The sequence below is a fragment of the Sulfitobacter sp. OXR-159 genome, from assembly GCF_034377145.1.
Taxonomy (GTDB): domain Bacteria; phylum Pseudomonadota; class Alphaproteobacteria; order Rhodobacterales; family Rhodobacteraceae; genus Sulfitobacter.
This window is the reverse complement of record NZ_CP139707.1, coordinates 2,785,977-2,799,597: the sequence shown is the minus strand read 5'-3', so window position 1 is coordinate 2,799,597 and position 13,621 is coordinate 2,785,977. Positions and strand designations below refer to the sequence as shown.

Genomic DNA, 13,621 nt, shown 5'->3' with positions numbered 1-13,621 from the left:
CGCGCCCGTCTTTCATCTTGGCCGGGGGCGTGGTCGTCTTGAGCGGGGCGTGCATTCGGCGGGCAGCACAGTGACTGCCCAAATTCAACGGCCCAAATTTTGCGCATTCTCTCTTAAAAACGTGGGGATTTACCCTCCACGCCATAATTCTGACAGGTTTCGAACAATAATCTAAACGCGCGATCTATGCCCGGTTGCGGGCTGGTACGAAGGACAATCTGTGGCACCTACCGAGACATATGAACAGCGCGTTGCCGCCACGCGAAAACGCTTTATCGAAGGGATCCCGGATCGCTTGCAGGCCGTCTCTGACGCACTGCGCGAGACGGACGGGGCCGATCCGCGCGAGACGAAAGCGCGCAAGGTCCACCGCATGCTGCACGATCTGGCCGGGAACGCCGCGATGCTGGAATACCTTGAGATTGAAGATTGTCTGCGCAAGGGGCTGCGCGTCGCCGAAGATGCCGATGAGTCCTCTTCGCCCTTGTCAGCCGATGATGTTCGTATAATTGAGACGGCTCTGGCCGATGCCAATAGCGTCGTCGAAAATATCTAAGAAAGCCTTTCCATGAAGTATCCCGCAATTGGTTTGCTGGCGGCTTTGCTGCCGTTTCAAGTTCACGCTCAAACGACCACGGGTGAGGACGCGGCGCGTGCCCCCGCGGAGCAGGTCCAAGAGGGGCTGATCGCACGGACCTTCGATCTGGCGGAGCTTGGGTTTCAAAACGGCATTTCCTTCCGACAACTGTCTGGAAACGCGACGATCTATATTCCGCTGCCCGACGCGGATGCGCTGAACTCGGGCAGCTTGCAGCTGGAGCTTGAACACGCCTCCACCACCGAGGTGGACCGCTATTTGCAAGTGTCGGTCGCGGGCCGCCCCGTGACATCGCAGGCGCTGCCGAATGGGGCAGGGCGCCTGAGCCTGCCCGTGCCGCTCAGCCCCGAAGACGTCTCTGGCGGGTTTATCGCCGTGGGCCTGTCCTATTCCGGCGCCCTCAGTGATCGGGTCTGTGTGGACGAGCGTGCCTCGGGGGATTTCCTTGAGATCACGGCGGCGTCTTCCGTGACGTTGCAACTGGACCCCTCGGAAATCGACACATCGGCTGCCTTCGCGGGGCTGCGTCCTGCGAATACGCGCCTTGCGATCAACGGAAACGATTCCCTCGCCGCTCTGGCTGCCGCGACCCGCGCCGCGGCGTTGTTTGACGCCGAGGCAGGGCGACTGACCTTTGCTGAGGAAACGGCAAGCCCGGCGGGCGCATGGTCCGAAGGTGTCATCCAGCTTGACGTGACTGCCTCTGGCGTGGCGAGTGAGATGGCCGTGGATACCCAAACGGGCCTGCCGGTCTTGACCCTGCGCGGCAGTGATCCGCAGGTGGGGCTGTGGCAGATGATGTCGGAATGGTCGGCCCTGTCGAACACGGATGCGACCGTGGTCGATGTGGCAGGGGCTCAGGCTCTGTTCGATGACCGCTTGCCGCTCTCTGCTTTGCAGGCCGATCTCACCCCGCGCGCCGTGGTCTCGACCGAAGACTTCTTTGTTCCGTTCCAGTCCTCGGATCTTCCAGCGGGCAAGGGCGTGGCCGGTGTTAACCTGCATGTGGCCGCAGCGCTTGATCCCGAAGGGCGCGGGGCGACGGCCTCGGTCTTTCTGAATGACACGCTTTTGGGCAACCGCCCGCTTGGCAGTGGCAAGCCCGAGCAATTGACCTTTTCTGTGCCCAGCGGCCTGCTGGGGCGCGACAACCTGCTGCGCGTGTCGATCCAGCGTCAGCCCACGGGCGGCGAATGCCGGTTCAAGCGGCAGGGCTATCCGGCGCAAATCCTGCCCGGCAGCGCCTTGTTGCTTTCCGATGCCGCGCCGCAGGATCAGGATTTCTTTGCCCTGCGACAGGAGTTCGGCAATGGTGTTCAGGTCGTGCTCGACCCCGATCTATCGCTGGATTTCGCGCAAACACTGCCGTGGCTCGCAGGCGTTGCGGGCAGCGTGATCCCGGACCGTGCCACCATCCTGCCCCGCGCCTCGGTCGACGCGCTTGAAGGGGACGAGCCTTTCTTTGTGATCTCTGAGCAAAACCCCGGAGATGGCGACCCGCTGATCACCTTTGATCAGGGCCGCATTGAGGTGCGCGACCGTAGAGACAACTTGATCTATTCGGGCGAAGACCTGTCGCGCCTTGGTGTGGTGCAGATCGTCACCCGTGGCGATACCCGTGGTCTGTGGCTGCGTCCGGGCAACGGCCCGGCACCGGAACTGACGCCCGAGCGGCCCATGATGCTGGACCGGGGCGATCTGGCCCTCCTCGGGCAGGACGGGGTGATCCTTGCCACTGCCACTGACCGCAGCCCGCTTGTTGATGTCGTCTACCCTGACCGCAGCAGCCTTGCGCAGATGCTGGCCAAGTACCGCCCTTGGATCGTTGGGGCCATCTGGGTGCTGGTGACGCTGCTTGTGCTGATCGTCTTCCAGCGCGTCTACCGCGCGCGTCGCGGCAAAGACGAGACGTAAGTCACCGTGGCGTTGGATGCCGAAAGCGAAGCCATTGGTTCGCTGCTGCTTGACCGTGGCGCGCTGACGGCTGAACAGCTCGACGCGGCAGAGGATTTGGCCGAAGACTGGAACGTCTCTCTGGTCAAAGTTCTCCTGTCGCGGCGCTGGCTGACCACGCAGACACTCTACCGGGAGATCGCCTTTTACCACGGGCTGACGCTGGTCGATCTGATCGAAGACCGCGCCGATGATGATCTGATCCGGCAGTATGATCCGGTGGTGATGAACCAGTTTATGACGGTGCCGATTGGCCGGGCAGAGGATGGTACCCTGACGGTGGCCACCTCGCGGCCCGGGCCGCGCACACTGCTGCACATCCGCGAGGTTTACGGCACCGGCGTGACCATCGTGGTGGCATCGCATTTCGATGTGTCATGGCAGCTACAACGCGCCTTCCGGGAGAAACATTCCCATGAAGCGGTCTTTGCTCTGGCAGAGCTTGACCCGGATATGTCGGCGCAGAATGTGGTGACCCCGCCGCAGATCTTGGTGATTTACCTTTTGGTCTCGGCCCTGTTGCTGGGGCTCGCGTTTTCGCCAGTGGTCACGCTGATCGTGCTGAACGTCTTTCTGACCGTGTTCTACACCGGAAACTTCCTGTTCAAAGCCCTGCTGGTCTGGCTGGGCGGTGCCGCGCAGGAGACCTCATCGCGGGCCATCGCGGCTGAGGCGTCGCTGCTGCGCGACGAAGACCTGCCGATCTATACCGTGCTGGTGCCGATGTTCCGCGAGCCTGAGGTGCTGCCGATCCTTGCCCAAGCGCTGCGCAATCTCGACTACCCGCTGGCCAAGCTCGACATCAAGATCGTGCTGGAAGAGGGTGATCACGAGACGATCGACGCGGCGCGCAAGCTGGACCTCGAAGGCGTGTTTGAGATCATCCGCGTGCCGGCCTCGCATCCGCAGACCAAGCCCAAAGCCTGCAACTTTGCGCTGCGCTATGCGCAGGGCGATTTCCTTGTGATCTTTGACGCCGAGGACAAGCCAGAGCCGGATCAGTTGAAAAAGGTCATCGCCGCCTTCAACCAATCCGCGCCCAATACCGCCTGTATTCAGTGCCGTTTGAACTACTACAACGCGCGGGAAAACTGGCTGACACGGATGTTCACCTTGGACTATTCGCTGTGGTTCGACCTGATGCTGCCGGGGTTGGAGCGTTTGGGTGTGCCGATCCCGCTGGGCGGCACCTCGAACCACTTCCGCATGGACGTGCTGCGCGAGTTGAACGCATGGGATCCCTTCAACGTGACCGAGGACGCCGATCTGGGCATTCGTCTGACGCAAAAGGGCTACCGCGTCGGCGTCATCGATTCCACGACCTTTGAAGAGGCCAATGTTTCGATCCCGAACTGGGTGCGCCAGCGGTCGCGCTGGATCAAGGGCTATATGCAGACCTTCCTTGTGCACAGCCGCAGACCGATTCACCTGTGGCAATCGGTCGGCAGTGCGGGGGTCTTTGGCTTTATCTTCTTCATCGGGGGCACGGTGCTGTCGGGCCTTCTGTGGTTGCCGCCCGTAGTGCAAGAATTTTTTGACCCTATTGGCGAGTGATCGAGTGCGGTCTTCTGTAAGGCCTCGAGATGCGGCACTTCCAAAAGCCGCGGGCCGGGATGGTGATCAGCGGATCAGGTCCAAATCTGTTGAGCGAGCTCTGAGCTCGTAGGCCCTAACTGGTTTTCCCAATCCAGATCTATTCGATCGTTTTGCCCATTCAGGTCGTCGTCTTCTTACACTCCCCTTGGCACCGTCGCTAGCAGTTCAACAAGAGCATCATGCCGCGACTGCCAGCGCCGGATCCTTGTAATCTTCGTTCTTTGTCAGCATCGCCCAGATTTGCCGGGCCATCTTATTGGCCAGCGCGATAGCGACCAGCATCTTGGGCTTGCGCGCCAACAATCGTGATAGCCAGCTGCCCTCCGTAATTGTGCGCCGTCCGAGCCAGCCCAGCCGCGACATTGCCCCAATGATCAAGAGACGTCTTATATCAGCTTGCCCGGCCTTGGTCATCCGCCCCAAACGTTCTTTGCCTCCCGAAGAATGTTGCTTGGGCACCAGACCCAACCAAGCCGCAAAGTCACGTCCCGTTTTGAACTGCGCCATATCAGGTCCAAACGCTTCTACAGCGATGGCCGTCAGTGGCCCAACACCGGGCATAGTCTGAAGCCTGCGCGCCCTGTCTGACTCAGCGGCCAGCGACTCGAGTTTCGCGGTGCGTTCGTTGATACGCGCCGTTTTCTCTGCAATCTGCGCCAGCAGGTCCAAGCACTCCTCGCGGATCAATGACAGCAAGTCGGCAGTCTTATCCTCTACAAGCGCTGTGATGCGATTAAGACTGCGTATCCCTTGAGGAAACACATGCCCATGCTCATACAACAGCGCCCGCAAGGCGTTCACATCCGCCGTCCGCTGATGCACCAGGCGTTCCCGGCCACGGAAAACTGCCGCGCGCGATTGTTGCTCGACTGTTTTAGGCTCCACGAAGCGCATCTCGGGCTGGCGAGCCGCGATGACAATCGCCTCGGCGTCGGCAGCGTCGTTTTTCTGGCGCTTCACGAACGGGCGAGCATACTGTGGCGCGATGAGTTTTACCTCATGTCCAAGCGCTTCCATCTCGCGCGCCCAATAATGTGCGCTGCCACATGCCTCGAGGATAACCAAGCTTGGCTCCTGCTTAGCCATGAACACGGGAAACTGCGTTCGCGTCAGCTTCTTGCGAAACTGAATCTCCCCCGTGTGCAGCGCCCCATGAACTTGAAAAACATTCTTTGCCAGATCGACCCCGATCATCATATCCTTCATCTCGCCGTCCTCCTCTTTGTGTGGCTTTCAACACCACGACCTTGGCACATTGCGATGCCGTCTGGGGAGGGCGGCAACCACTCCATCTGTTGAACCCGGTGTTCTGGTCGATCTTTGCCATTTGGCTGATCTTCGGGACCGAGGTGATCACCCCCTATTTCCCGCTGCCGGTGCTGTATCTTTCGCTGGTCAACCTTTTGGCGGGCAATGGGCTGCTGATCTACCTCACGATGGTCGCGCCCTTTAGGCGCAGATGGACCGATCTGGCCCCTTGGGGGATCACGGTGGTGGGCTATTGGGTGTTGATGACCGTGGCCTCTTACAAGGCGCTGTCGCAACTGATCTTCAACCCGTTCTACTGGGAGAAGACCCAGCACGGCCTGTCCAAACACACCGCCAATGAGGTCGCCGAAGCCAGCGCCGAAGCGACGGAGGCCACGCAATGATCCGCGCCGCCTTTTGGTCCTTTGGCTTTGTCGTGCTGGCGCTGGTGCTCTTGCTCAGCCTCGGCTGGACCGAGGCGCATGGCTTTCTGTCAATGGATGTGACCGACCTTTGGGCCAAGTCCATCGTGCAGATCGACGGGCCGGTGCAGTTCAAGGCTACGGATGCCTTCTATCCGCCCGTGCCCTATGCGCTGTCGCTGTTGGGGCAGGCGGTCTTGCCTGCCACACAGGTGCCAGTGCCCTTCGTGCTTTCTGCGCTGGTGGGGGCGGGGCTGCTGGTTATGTGGTTCCTCAATCTGCGCGATACGGGTCAGTTTTCGGGTGTGACTGCGGCTCTGGTCGTGCTTCTGCTGGCGTTGAACCCCTTCTTCTTACGCGCCTTGGCCGATGGGCCTGAAACGATGTTCTGTATCTTGGGCACATGGTTGTTCGCGCGCGGCATCGTTAATCTGCGGCTGACCGGCAACGCGCCCGACATGATGAAAGTGGCCGTGGGGCTTTTGGTGGTGGCGCTTTCGGACAGCTACGGTCTGATGCTCTGCCTGGGGGCGATGCCCTTCATGATCGTGGCGGCGCGGCCCAGCATGATTGCGGCCTCTTCCACGGGGTATCTTGTGGCGATGTTCTATCCGGTGCTTGCCGCCGTGGGGTCGCTGATGTTTGTCAGCATGATCTTCGACAGCCGCCTTGTCCCGCTTTTGTCGGAAACCGCGACGCCGCTGACCCTGCGCGAGCATTTGGTCATTCTGGCCGGACTTGGCCCCGCGGCCTTTGTCGCGATCCTGCGCAACATCTTGATCCCGCGGCTGTTCATGCCGCTGCTGGCCGCCGTGGGCGCTGTGCTGGGCGGGTATACGCTGAACACGTTTTTCCACGTCGAAGGCGACCCGGCCATGGCGCTGGCGCCCATGCTGGGCGTCTTGATCGCCGCGATCCGCTTTTGGCCCAACTTGCCGCTGCGCGAACCCATTGCCATCACCCTGATGGCGCTGTCGCTGCTGACCTCTGCGCTTGTCATGCGCCATGTCGCCCATAACGAAACCCGCGTTTGGACCAATGCAATGCTTGGGAAAGAGAACGCAGCGTCGCGCCCCACGCAGGAAGTTGTTTCATTCTTGCGCGACAAGTCTGAAATTATGGTAGATGTTGAAAAAAATCCCCAGATCGTGGTCGGTTTGGGGAATATAGACCGGCTGGTGATCGCCGGAGAGCCTGCCTACGACTGGGCGCTTGAGGGGGGCGTGCCGCGGACAAACTATATCGTCGTCCCGCGGCAGGCCGAGGGGCAGATCACAGCAGACAGAATTCTGCGCAGGTTCCCGCAGCTGAGACTATCGCAGCTGCCGGGGTATGAGGAGGTTTTTCAGAACAGCCAATGGCTTGTTTTTGAAAGAATTAACGAGTGGAAATAAAGTCATGAGCCCACGAATTATCGCAGTTGACGACTCGGACATCGCGCAGGATTTCATCAATGCCACGCTTTCGGAGCTTGGGTTCGACGATGTCGTCAGCTTCATCGATCCCCGCGCGGCACTTGACGCGATCGAAAGCGATGAGCCCCCCGCAGACCTGATCCTGATGGACATAATGATGCCCGATATCGATGGTATCGAACTTTGTGCCCGTATCCGTGCCCTAGACAGATGGAGCGATGTGCCGATCATTATGCTGACCAGCCGGACAGATATGGGCTCCCTTTCCGAAGCCTTCATGGCGGGGGCCAATGACTATGTCACCAAGCCCTTTAACCAGATTGAGCTTCAGGCCCGAATGCGCAGTTGCCTGCGCTTGAAATCAGAGTTGGACCGCCGCCGGTCGGGCGAAAACCGGGGCGCGCGCCGCCGCGCCGTGCAGAGCTTTTCAGAGGCCACGGTGCCCAGCCTTTTTGGCAGCAAGGGCGGCTTTCAGGGCAACCTCATGTCGTTGTCCCCCGCGATGCAAAAAGACCTTGGCTTGATCGTGTTTCGGATCGACGGTGACCGCGATCAATCAGACGCGGCGCGTGGCCAGCGGCAAGAGCTTCAGCACCTTGTGGCTGGGCTTTTTGGCAAGGTCGATATCCCCGCCCGGGACGGTTTTTCCCATTGGGAGGATGACCTGTTCGTCTACGGCTCGCTTCATGCCGATCACGCGCAGCTTGAAGCGCGGGCGCAGCAGTATATCTCTGCCGTGGCAGAGGCGTCGGCCTCTGTGAAAGAAGGCTGGACATCCCGTCCTTTGAGCGTCAGTGCCTGTGTCGTACCGCCCTCCGACGCGGCTGTCGCCACGTCGCTTGCGCGGGGCATTCAGGGCGTCGAAAGTGCTGGAAAAACAGGCGCGACGGGCACGATCTGCCTTGCCGCCAACGATATAGGACATCTGCCAAGGAATGGTCAGCACTGAGCCCACCAACAAAGTCGATGCGGAGCCTTCCTCACGCTCGCAAACCCTGTTTTGGGGACTGATCTCAACGGTCGTTCTGATCTATTTCGTTGGGCTCGCGTTTCTCACGTGGTCCGACTACAACCGCGCCACGACCCGTGCGGAAGTGGAGCTTGAGCATTTCGCAGAGCTTTATGAGCAGGCGGTCGATGCCTCCCTTTCGGTTGCGAATGTGCGGATGTGGGGGCTCATCGACGAGCTGTCGACCGCGCGTCTGAGCGACCCGGATCAATTCGAAGCGCAATATGGCGCGTTGATGAATTCCGCCGTGCAAGAGACCAAACAGGTCGATGCGCTGGTGCTGATCGGTGCGGATGGGGTCGTGCTTTGGGCCACGATCAAACCTCTGATGGGGCAGTACCTTGGGGACCGGGCCTATTTTCAGGCAGCGATCGGGCTTGATGTTGATGAATACACGGTCGGGGTGCCTATCGTATCGCGCGCCACAGGGCGGCGGCTGACGCCGATTGCATGGCCCTTGATCGGCATCGACGGTCAACCGCGCGGGGTGCTGGCGTCGTCCTTGGGCGAAGACTACTACTCCCAGCTGCTTGCGTTGGATGGGCTGCAACAGGACATGTATGTCGAGGTGGTGACCTCCAACGGAGAGCGCGCCTTTGCCTCGGGGCGGCCCCAGCGTGACCCCGACACGCCGGTGTTCCGCGCGCGCAAGGAGATCCCGGCGCTTGACCTTTATATCGACGTGACGCGCAGCAAAGCGGCGGTCATGCAAAGCTATTGGCAGCGCACGGTGGCGTTTGCGGGCCTTGCGACGATCCTGTTCTTGACGGTGATCAACGCGGCGATCCGCGCCAGACGGCAGTCGACCCAACTGGCGCAGGCCCTGCGCAACTCCGAACGCGACCGCGAGCGCATTCGTGTGGCGCAGAGCGAATTCGACGCGATTTTCGAGAATGTCGGCGACGGGCTGATCGTCTACAATGACAACAACAAGCTGCACCGCTCCAACCGCAAGGCGCGGCAACTGATGGGCGTCTCATCGGATATCGACGCCGTCCAAAAGCTGCGCGGCATGGTCCCTCCCTTTTCGCAGATGGACGAAGACGTGGCCGTTCACCGCGTTCAGATCCCCACGGCAGAGAACGAGAGTGTGGCGGTGCAATGCCGGGTGATGAAACTGCATCTGCATGGGGATTATATCGCCTATAACGTGCTTCAGGATATCTCTGCCGAAGAGCGTCTGGTGGCGGCGCGCACGGCCTTTGTTACCTCGGTCAATCACGAATTGCGCACGCCGCTTACATCCCTTGCCGGGTCGCTTGAAATTCTGCACGACCGCTTTGGCGATACCATGCCAAAGAACGCGGGCAAACTGTTGTCGATGGCCACCCGCAACGCCGACCGGCTTTTGGTGCTGGTCAATGACATCCTGACCCTTCAGGCTATTGACCAACGCCAACTCAGCATCCAAGCCGAGCGGGTCGCGGTGTCGGAAGTGCTGTCAGAGGCGATTGCCGCCAACACCGGCTATGGGGTGAACCGTGATGTGCAACTCGACATTCACGCAGGGCCAAACGCGGCGCAAGAGGCCTATGTGCAGGTGGACACCGTGCGCATGCAGCAGATCTTTTCCAACCTGATCTCGAACGCGGTCAAATATACGCCGCGCGGCGGGACGGTAAAAATCGGCGCCGAGGTGGACGATCAATGGGTCACGTTCTATGTCTGCGATGCGGGGCCGGGCATCCCTAGATCCGCGCATGATCGTATGTTCAAAAGGTTCGCTGACCCTGTGCATTCTCGCGAAAACCAAGCGAATGGCACGGGGCTGGGTTTGGCCATCACGCGGGAGTTGGTGTTGCGACAAGATGGCGATATAAGCTTTGAGACGCGCTCTGAAGAAGACGGAGACGAAAACCCCGGCACCACATTCTATGTGCGGTTCGCCCGTGATACTGGTGCCACGCCCGAGCAGGGGGCCCCGGCATGAGAGTGTTGTTCGTCGATGACGAGGATGACATCCGCGAGTTGATCGAGTTTGCGATCATGACCGAAGATGACATCGAACCGACATTCGCGGCCACCGGGCTGGACGCGATTGCCACGATGGAAACCCAGTCTTTCGACGTGATCATGCTGGATGTGATGATGCCGCCCCCCGATGGCATGGAGGTGTTGCGCTGTGCGCGGGCCAATGCGGATTTGGACGACACGAAGATCGTGATGTGCACCGCCAAAACCTCGCCGGAATCGGAAAAGAAGTTTCGCGCCCTTGGGGCCGACTACATTCTGCACAAACCGTTCAAACCGCTAAAGCTGGCGGATTTCATTCGGTCGATCGCCTAATACCTCATCGCGCAGCCCCTCGCGGCTTTGATTAAGCGGAACTTATCATGCCCAAAACAGCACAGATGCCCACAGGATCCACGCGGCGCATATGGTCCGGCCTCGTTTTCCTCTCGGCGTTTGCGGCATTGACCGTTTCGGCAAGCGAGGTGACTTCGGCGGCTTGGCCGCGGGGCGAGGACAAAAGCTTTGTAACGCTGTCATATGAATCCACGGTAGATGGCCCCGACTTCGGCGATTACGGGGCGTTTTACTATGAATACGGTGTCACCGAGAAACTGACCTTCGGTCTCGACATCGGCAAAAGCCGAGACGCCGGTCAGGTCAGCGCCATCGCCTTTTTGCGCTATCCATTGGGGGCACCTGAGGGGGACAACGTTTTCGCCGCTGAACTTGGTCTTGGCTGGGCCGAGCGCGATGGCAGCGCGGTGGCGGCCCTGCGGCCCGGCCTGTCATGGGGCCGCCCGGTGTCGGGCGCATGGGGCAACGGCTGGCTGGGGGTGGAAAGCACCTATGCCCTCTACGAAGACGGCGAAGGTCTGGGCAAGATCGACAGTTCCTTTGGCATCAACCACGCCAATGGCAACCTGTCGATTTTCAAGCTGGAATTCGCGGCCCCCTCTGACGGCGATGAAACATTGGTCTTCGCCCCGTCGCATGTGGTCAAAGTGTCCGAGAACAGCTTTCTGGAGTTCGGCCTGTCCCATGAATTCACCGATAGCGTGACCAAGGTCAAAGTCGGGGTTTGGCACAGCTTCTAGGGCGCACGCCGGGCCCTCTCAATCGCGCCAATCGGGGCGGTTGCCGAGGTGGGCAATCAGAAAGTCGATGAAGAACCGCGTCTTGGGGGTCAGCACGTTCGAGCGCGGGTAGACCAGCCAAAGCACCGAGCGGTCATTCATCCGCCAGCCCGGAAGCAGCCGCAGCAGCTGGCCCGAGGCAAGTTCATCCGCCACGCTCCACAGCGAATTGACCGAGATGCCAGCCCCCGCGCGTGTCGCTTCCCGCTGGGCATCGCCGTCGTCCATGATGACGCGGCAGGTCATCTCGCTCGGGGCTAGCGTGGCGGCCTCGCCCTCCGGCCCGATCAGCGCGCGCGGTTCAAGATCGCCCCATGCGATAAAGTGATGACCCCGCAGGTCGGCAGGGGTGTCGGGCATCCCATAGGTATCCACATAGGACGGCGCGGCACAGAGCACGCGGGTGTCATCGGCCAGCTTGCGCCCCCGCAGGCTGCTGTCGGTCAAAGGCGCGCTGCGCAGGGCGAGGTCGAAACTGCCTTCGATCGCGTCAAACCGGGTGTCGGAGAGGCGCAGATCGAGGGTCAATTCAGGGTAGGTTTCGTGAAACTTTGGCAGCAGCGGCATGATATGGCGTTGGGCAAAGCTGCTGGGGGCGGCGAAGCGCAAAATGCCCTTCGGCCCCGCCTTTGTCCCGCCCAGAATGGCCCGCGCGGCATCGGCCTGCGCCAGTATCTCCTGCGCATAGGGCAGAAAGTCGGACCCATCCAGCGACAGCGACACCTTTCGCGTGGTGCGCCGCAAAAGCTCAACCCCGAGTTCCTGTTCAAGCTTGGCCAAACGCGCGCTGGCCACGGCAGGGGCCATCCCCAAGGCGCGCCCGGCGGCCGAGATGTTAAGCCGTTCGGCAGCCATGACGAAAAGGCGCAGGTTGTCGATGTCCATGGGGCTGTCCTTGCTGCGGGCTATCCGCAGGGCCAGCGTACAGTCGGCTGATATTGTATTCAATATCAAGAAAATGAACTCAGCTGTCGCCGGATTATCTAGCGTATCCCGCTGGTCTATATCTGCCTCAACGCAACATTCAGCGAAAGATAGACCGATGAAATCCATGACCCTCACCAGCTACGGCGCTGATGCTCCCTTTGTCGAAGCCGAACTGCAGCGCCCATTGGCCACCCCCGGTCATGTGGTGCTGCGCGTCAAAGCGACGAGCGTGAACACCATCGACACCATGATCAAGGGCGCGGGCAAAGACCTGCCCCTGTCGCCGGATCTGCCTGCCGTTCTAGGCATGGATTTCGCTGGGGTGATCGAAGAACTGGGCGAAGGTGTCACTGGTTTCGCTGTTGGTGACGAAGTCTATGGCTGCGCCGGTGGGTTGGCTGATCTGCAAGGGGCCTTGGCCGAACTCATGCGCGCCGACGCGCGGCTGATCGCCCATAAACCCAAATCGCTGTCGATGCGCGAGGCGGCTGCCCTGCCGCTGGTGGGCATCACCGCTTGGGAAGGGCTTCACCGGGCGGGCGTCGGGGCCGGGCAGAAGGTGCTGGTCCAAGGCGGCGCAGGCGGCGTGGGTCATCTGGCAATCCAACTGGCCCGGCATCTGGGGGCCGAGGTTTCTTCGACCGGTACCGGGGATGACCAGCTTGCGGTGATCGAAGGTTATGGCGCGCGGGCGATCGACTTTAAGACCCAGAAAATCGAAGATTATGTGGCCGCGCAAACCTCTGGCCGCGGGTTCGATGCAGTGTTCGACACCGTCGGTGGGGACAATCTTACCAACTCTTTCGCTGCCACTGCGCTGAACGGCCATGTGGTGACAACCGTGGCACTTTCGGAAATCGACCTGACCCCGGCGCACTTCAGCGGCTTGTCCCTGCACGTGGTCTTCATGCTCTTGCCGATGCTGCACGACGTGAACCGCGCGGTACATGGAGAGATCCTTGGCAACCTCGCCACGGTGGTGGATGAGGGCGCGGTGAAACCCTTGCTGGACGAAAAGACCTTTGATCTGAGCCAAGTTGGCGAGGCCTATGCGCGGCTGCAAAGCGGGCAGGCCCTCGGCAAGGTGGTGATCGAGGTCTGATCCGGCCTGAAATACTCCGGCCCCGCCGCGTATCTTTTGCGGCGGGGTAGGGACTGGCTGCTGCCCTAACTTTCCCTCTGAAGAGGGAGGGTGGGCGGCGAGCGCTAAGGAAATCGTCCTTGACCCCACGGTAGCCTGCCTCTTTCTTCCTCATCTCGCGATTGGCGGCAAATTCGGTCTTGCCTCTGCATATCAGAGTACAGTTAATTGGCCGGACAAGCTGAATACAGCAGCGGCGCGCGGCACCCTGTGCCGACGCCCGTTA

The 13,621-nt window shown here is 60.6% G+C and carries 12 protein-coding genes; 10 read left to right on the top strand and 2 right to left on the bottom strand.

Annotation, left to right across the window (positions count from 1 at the left end):
- Positions 1 to 220 precede the first annotated feature (220 nt).
- Genes T8A63_RS14405 through T8A63_RS14395 form a run of 3 tightly spaced genes read left to right on the top strand, consistent with a single transcriptional unit; the run spans position 221 to position 4,105 of the window.
- Positions 221 to 556 (top strand): Hpt domain-containing protein, encoded by a 336-nt coding sequence (locus tag T8A63_RS14405; protein WP_067630919.1) that lies wholly within the window; start codon positions 221 to 223, stop codon positions 554 to 556.
- A 12-nt stretch (positions 557 to 568) separates the two neighbouring features.
- Positions 569 to 2,512 carry a cellulose biosynthesis cyclic di-GMP-binding regulatory protein BcsB gene (locus tag T8A63_RS14400; RefSeq protein ID WP_322344198.1) on the top strand — a complete coding sequence of 648 codons (1,944 nt, stop codon included), beginning with the start codon at positions 569 to 571 and terminating at the stop codon, positions 2,510 to 2,512.
- Positions 2,513 to 2,518: 6 nt separating this feature from the next.
- A complete protein-coding gene (locus tag T8A63_RS14395; RefSeq protein WP_322344197.1) occupies positions 2,519 to 4,105 on the top strand; it encodes a glycosyltransferase family 2 protein in 1,587 nt (528 codons plus the stop codon).
- A 219-nt stretch (positions 4,106 to 4,324) separates the two neighbouring features.
- Here T8A63_RS14395 and T8A63_RS14390 read toward each other — a convergent pair whose 3' ends face one another.
- Positions 4,325 to 5,353: an IS110 family transposase gene (locus T8A63_RS14390; protein WP_067629787.1), complete on the bottom strand. Its 1,029-nt coding sequence runs from the start codon at positions 5,351 to 5,353 to the stop codon at positions 4,325 to 4,327.
- A gap of 89 nt (positions 5,354 to 5,442) precedes the next feature.
- On the opposite strand from T8A63_RS14390, the gene T8A63_RS14385 reads away from it, so the two are divergent.
- Genes T8A63_RS14385 through T8A63_RS14360 form a run of 6 tightly spaced genes read left to right on the top strand, consistent with a single transcriptional unit; the run spans position 5,443 to position 11,288 of the window.
- Positions 5,443 to 5,799, top strand: a complete 357-nt coding sequence (locus tag T8A63_RS14385; protein ID WP_322344196.1) for a hypothetical protein — start codon at positions 5,443 to 5,445, stop codon at positions 5,797 to 5,799.
- Positions 5,796 to 7,211: a hypothetical protein gene (locus T8A63_RS14380; RefSeq protein WP_322344195.1), complete on the top strand. Its 1,416-nt coding sequence runs from the start codon at positions 5,796 to 5,798 to the stop codon at positions 7,209 to 7,211. The genes T8A63_RS14385 and T8A63_RS14380 overlap by 4 nt, the downstream gene beginning before the upstream one ends.
- A 4-nt stretch (positions 7,212 to 7,215) precedes the next feature.
- Positions 7,216 to 8,181: a response regulator gene (locus T8A63_RS14375; RefSeq protein WP_067940864.1), complete on the top strand. Its 966-nt coding sequence runs from the start codon at positions 7,216 to 7,218 to the stop codon at positions 8,179 to 8,181.
- A complete protein-coding gene (locus T8A63_RS14370; RefSeq protein ID WP_322344194.1) occupies positions 8,168 to 10,171 on the top strand; it encodes an ATP-binding protein in 2,004 nt (667 codons plus the stop codon). The genes T8A63_RS14375 and T8A63_RS14370 overlap by 14 nt, the downstream gene beginning before the upstream one ends.
- Positions 10,168 to 10,527, top strand: coding sequence for a response regulator (locus T8A63_RS14365; RefSeq protein WP_067630899.1), 360 nt, complete (start codon positions 10,168 to 10,170; stop codon positions 10,525 to 10,527). Before T8A63_RS14370 ends, T8A63_RS14365 begins: the two co-directional genes overlap by 4 nt.
- Before the next feature lie 47 nt (positions 10,528 to 10,574).
- Entirely contained in the window at positions 10,575 to 11,288 is a 714-nt protein-coding gene (locus tag T8A63_RS14360; RefSeq protein WP_322344193.1) for a hypothetical protein, read from the top strand.
- Positions 11,289 to 11,306: 18 nt separating this feature from the next.
- Here the strand turns inward: T8A63_RS14360 and T8A63_RS14355 are convergent, their stop codons facing one another.
- Entirely contained in the window at positions 11,307 to 12,212 is a 906-nt protein-coding gene (locus tag T8A63_RS14355; protein WP_322344192.1) for a LysR family transcriptional regulator, read from the bottom strand.
- Between the two features lie 157 nt (positions 12,213 to 12,369).
- Here T8A63_RS14355 and T8A63_RS14350 point away from each other — a divergent pair, with 157 nt between their 5' ends.
- Positions 12,370 to 13,356 (top strand): zinc-dependent alcohol dehydrogenase family protein, encoded by a 987-nt coding sequence (locus T8A63_RS14350; protein ID WP_322344191.1) that lies wholly within the window; start codon positions 12,370 to 12,372, stop codon positions 13,354 to 13,356.
- Positions 13,357 to 13,621: the final 265 nt, after the last annotated feature.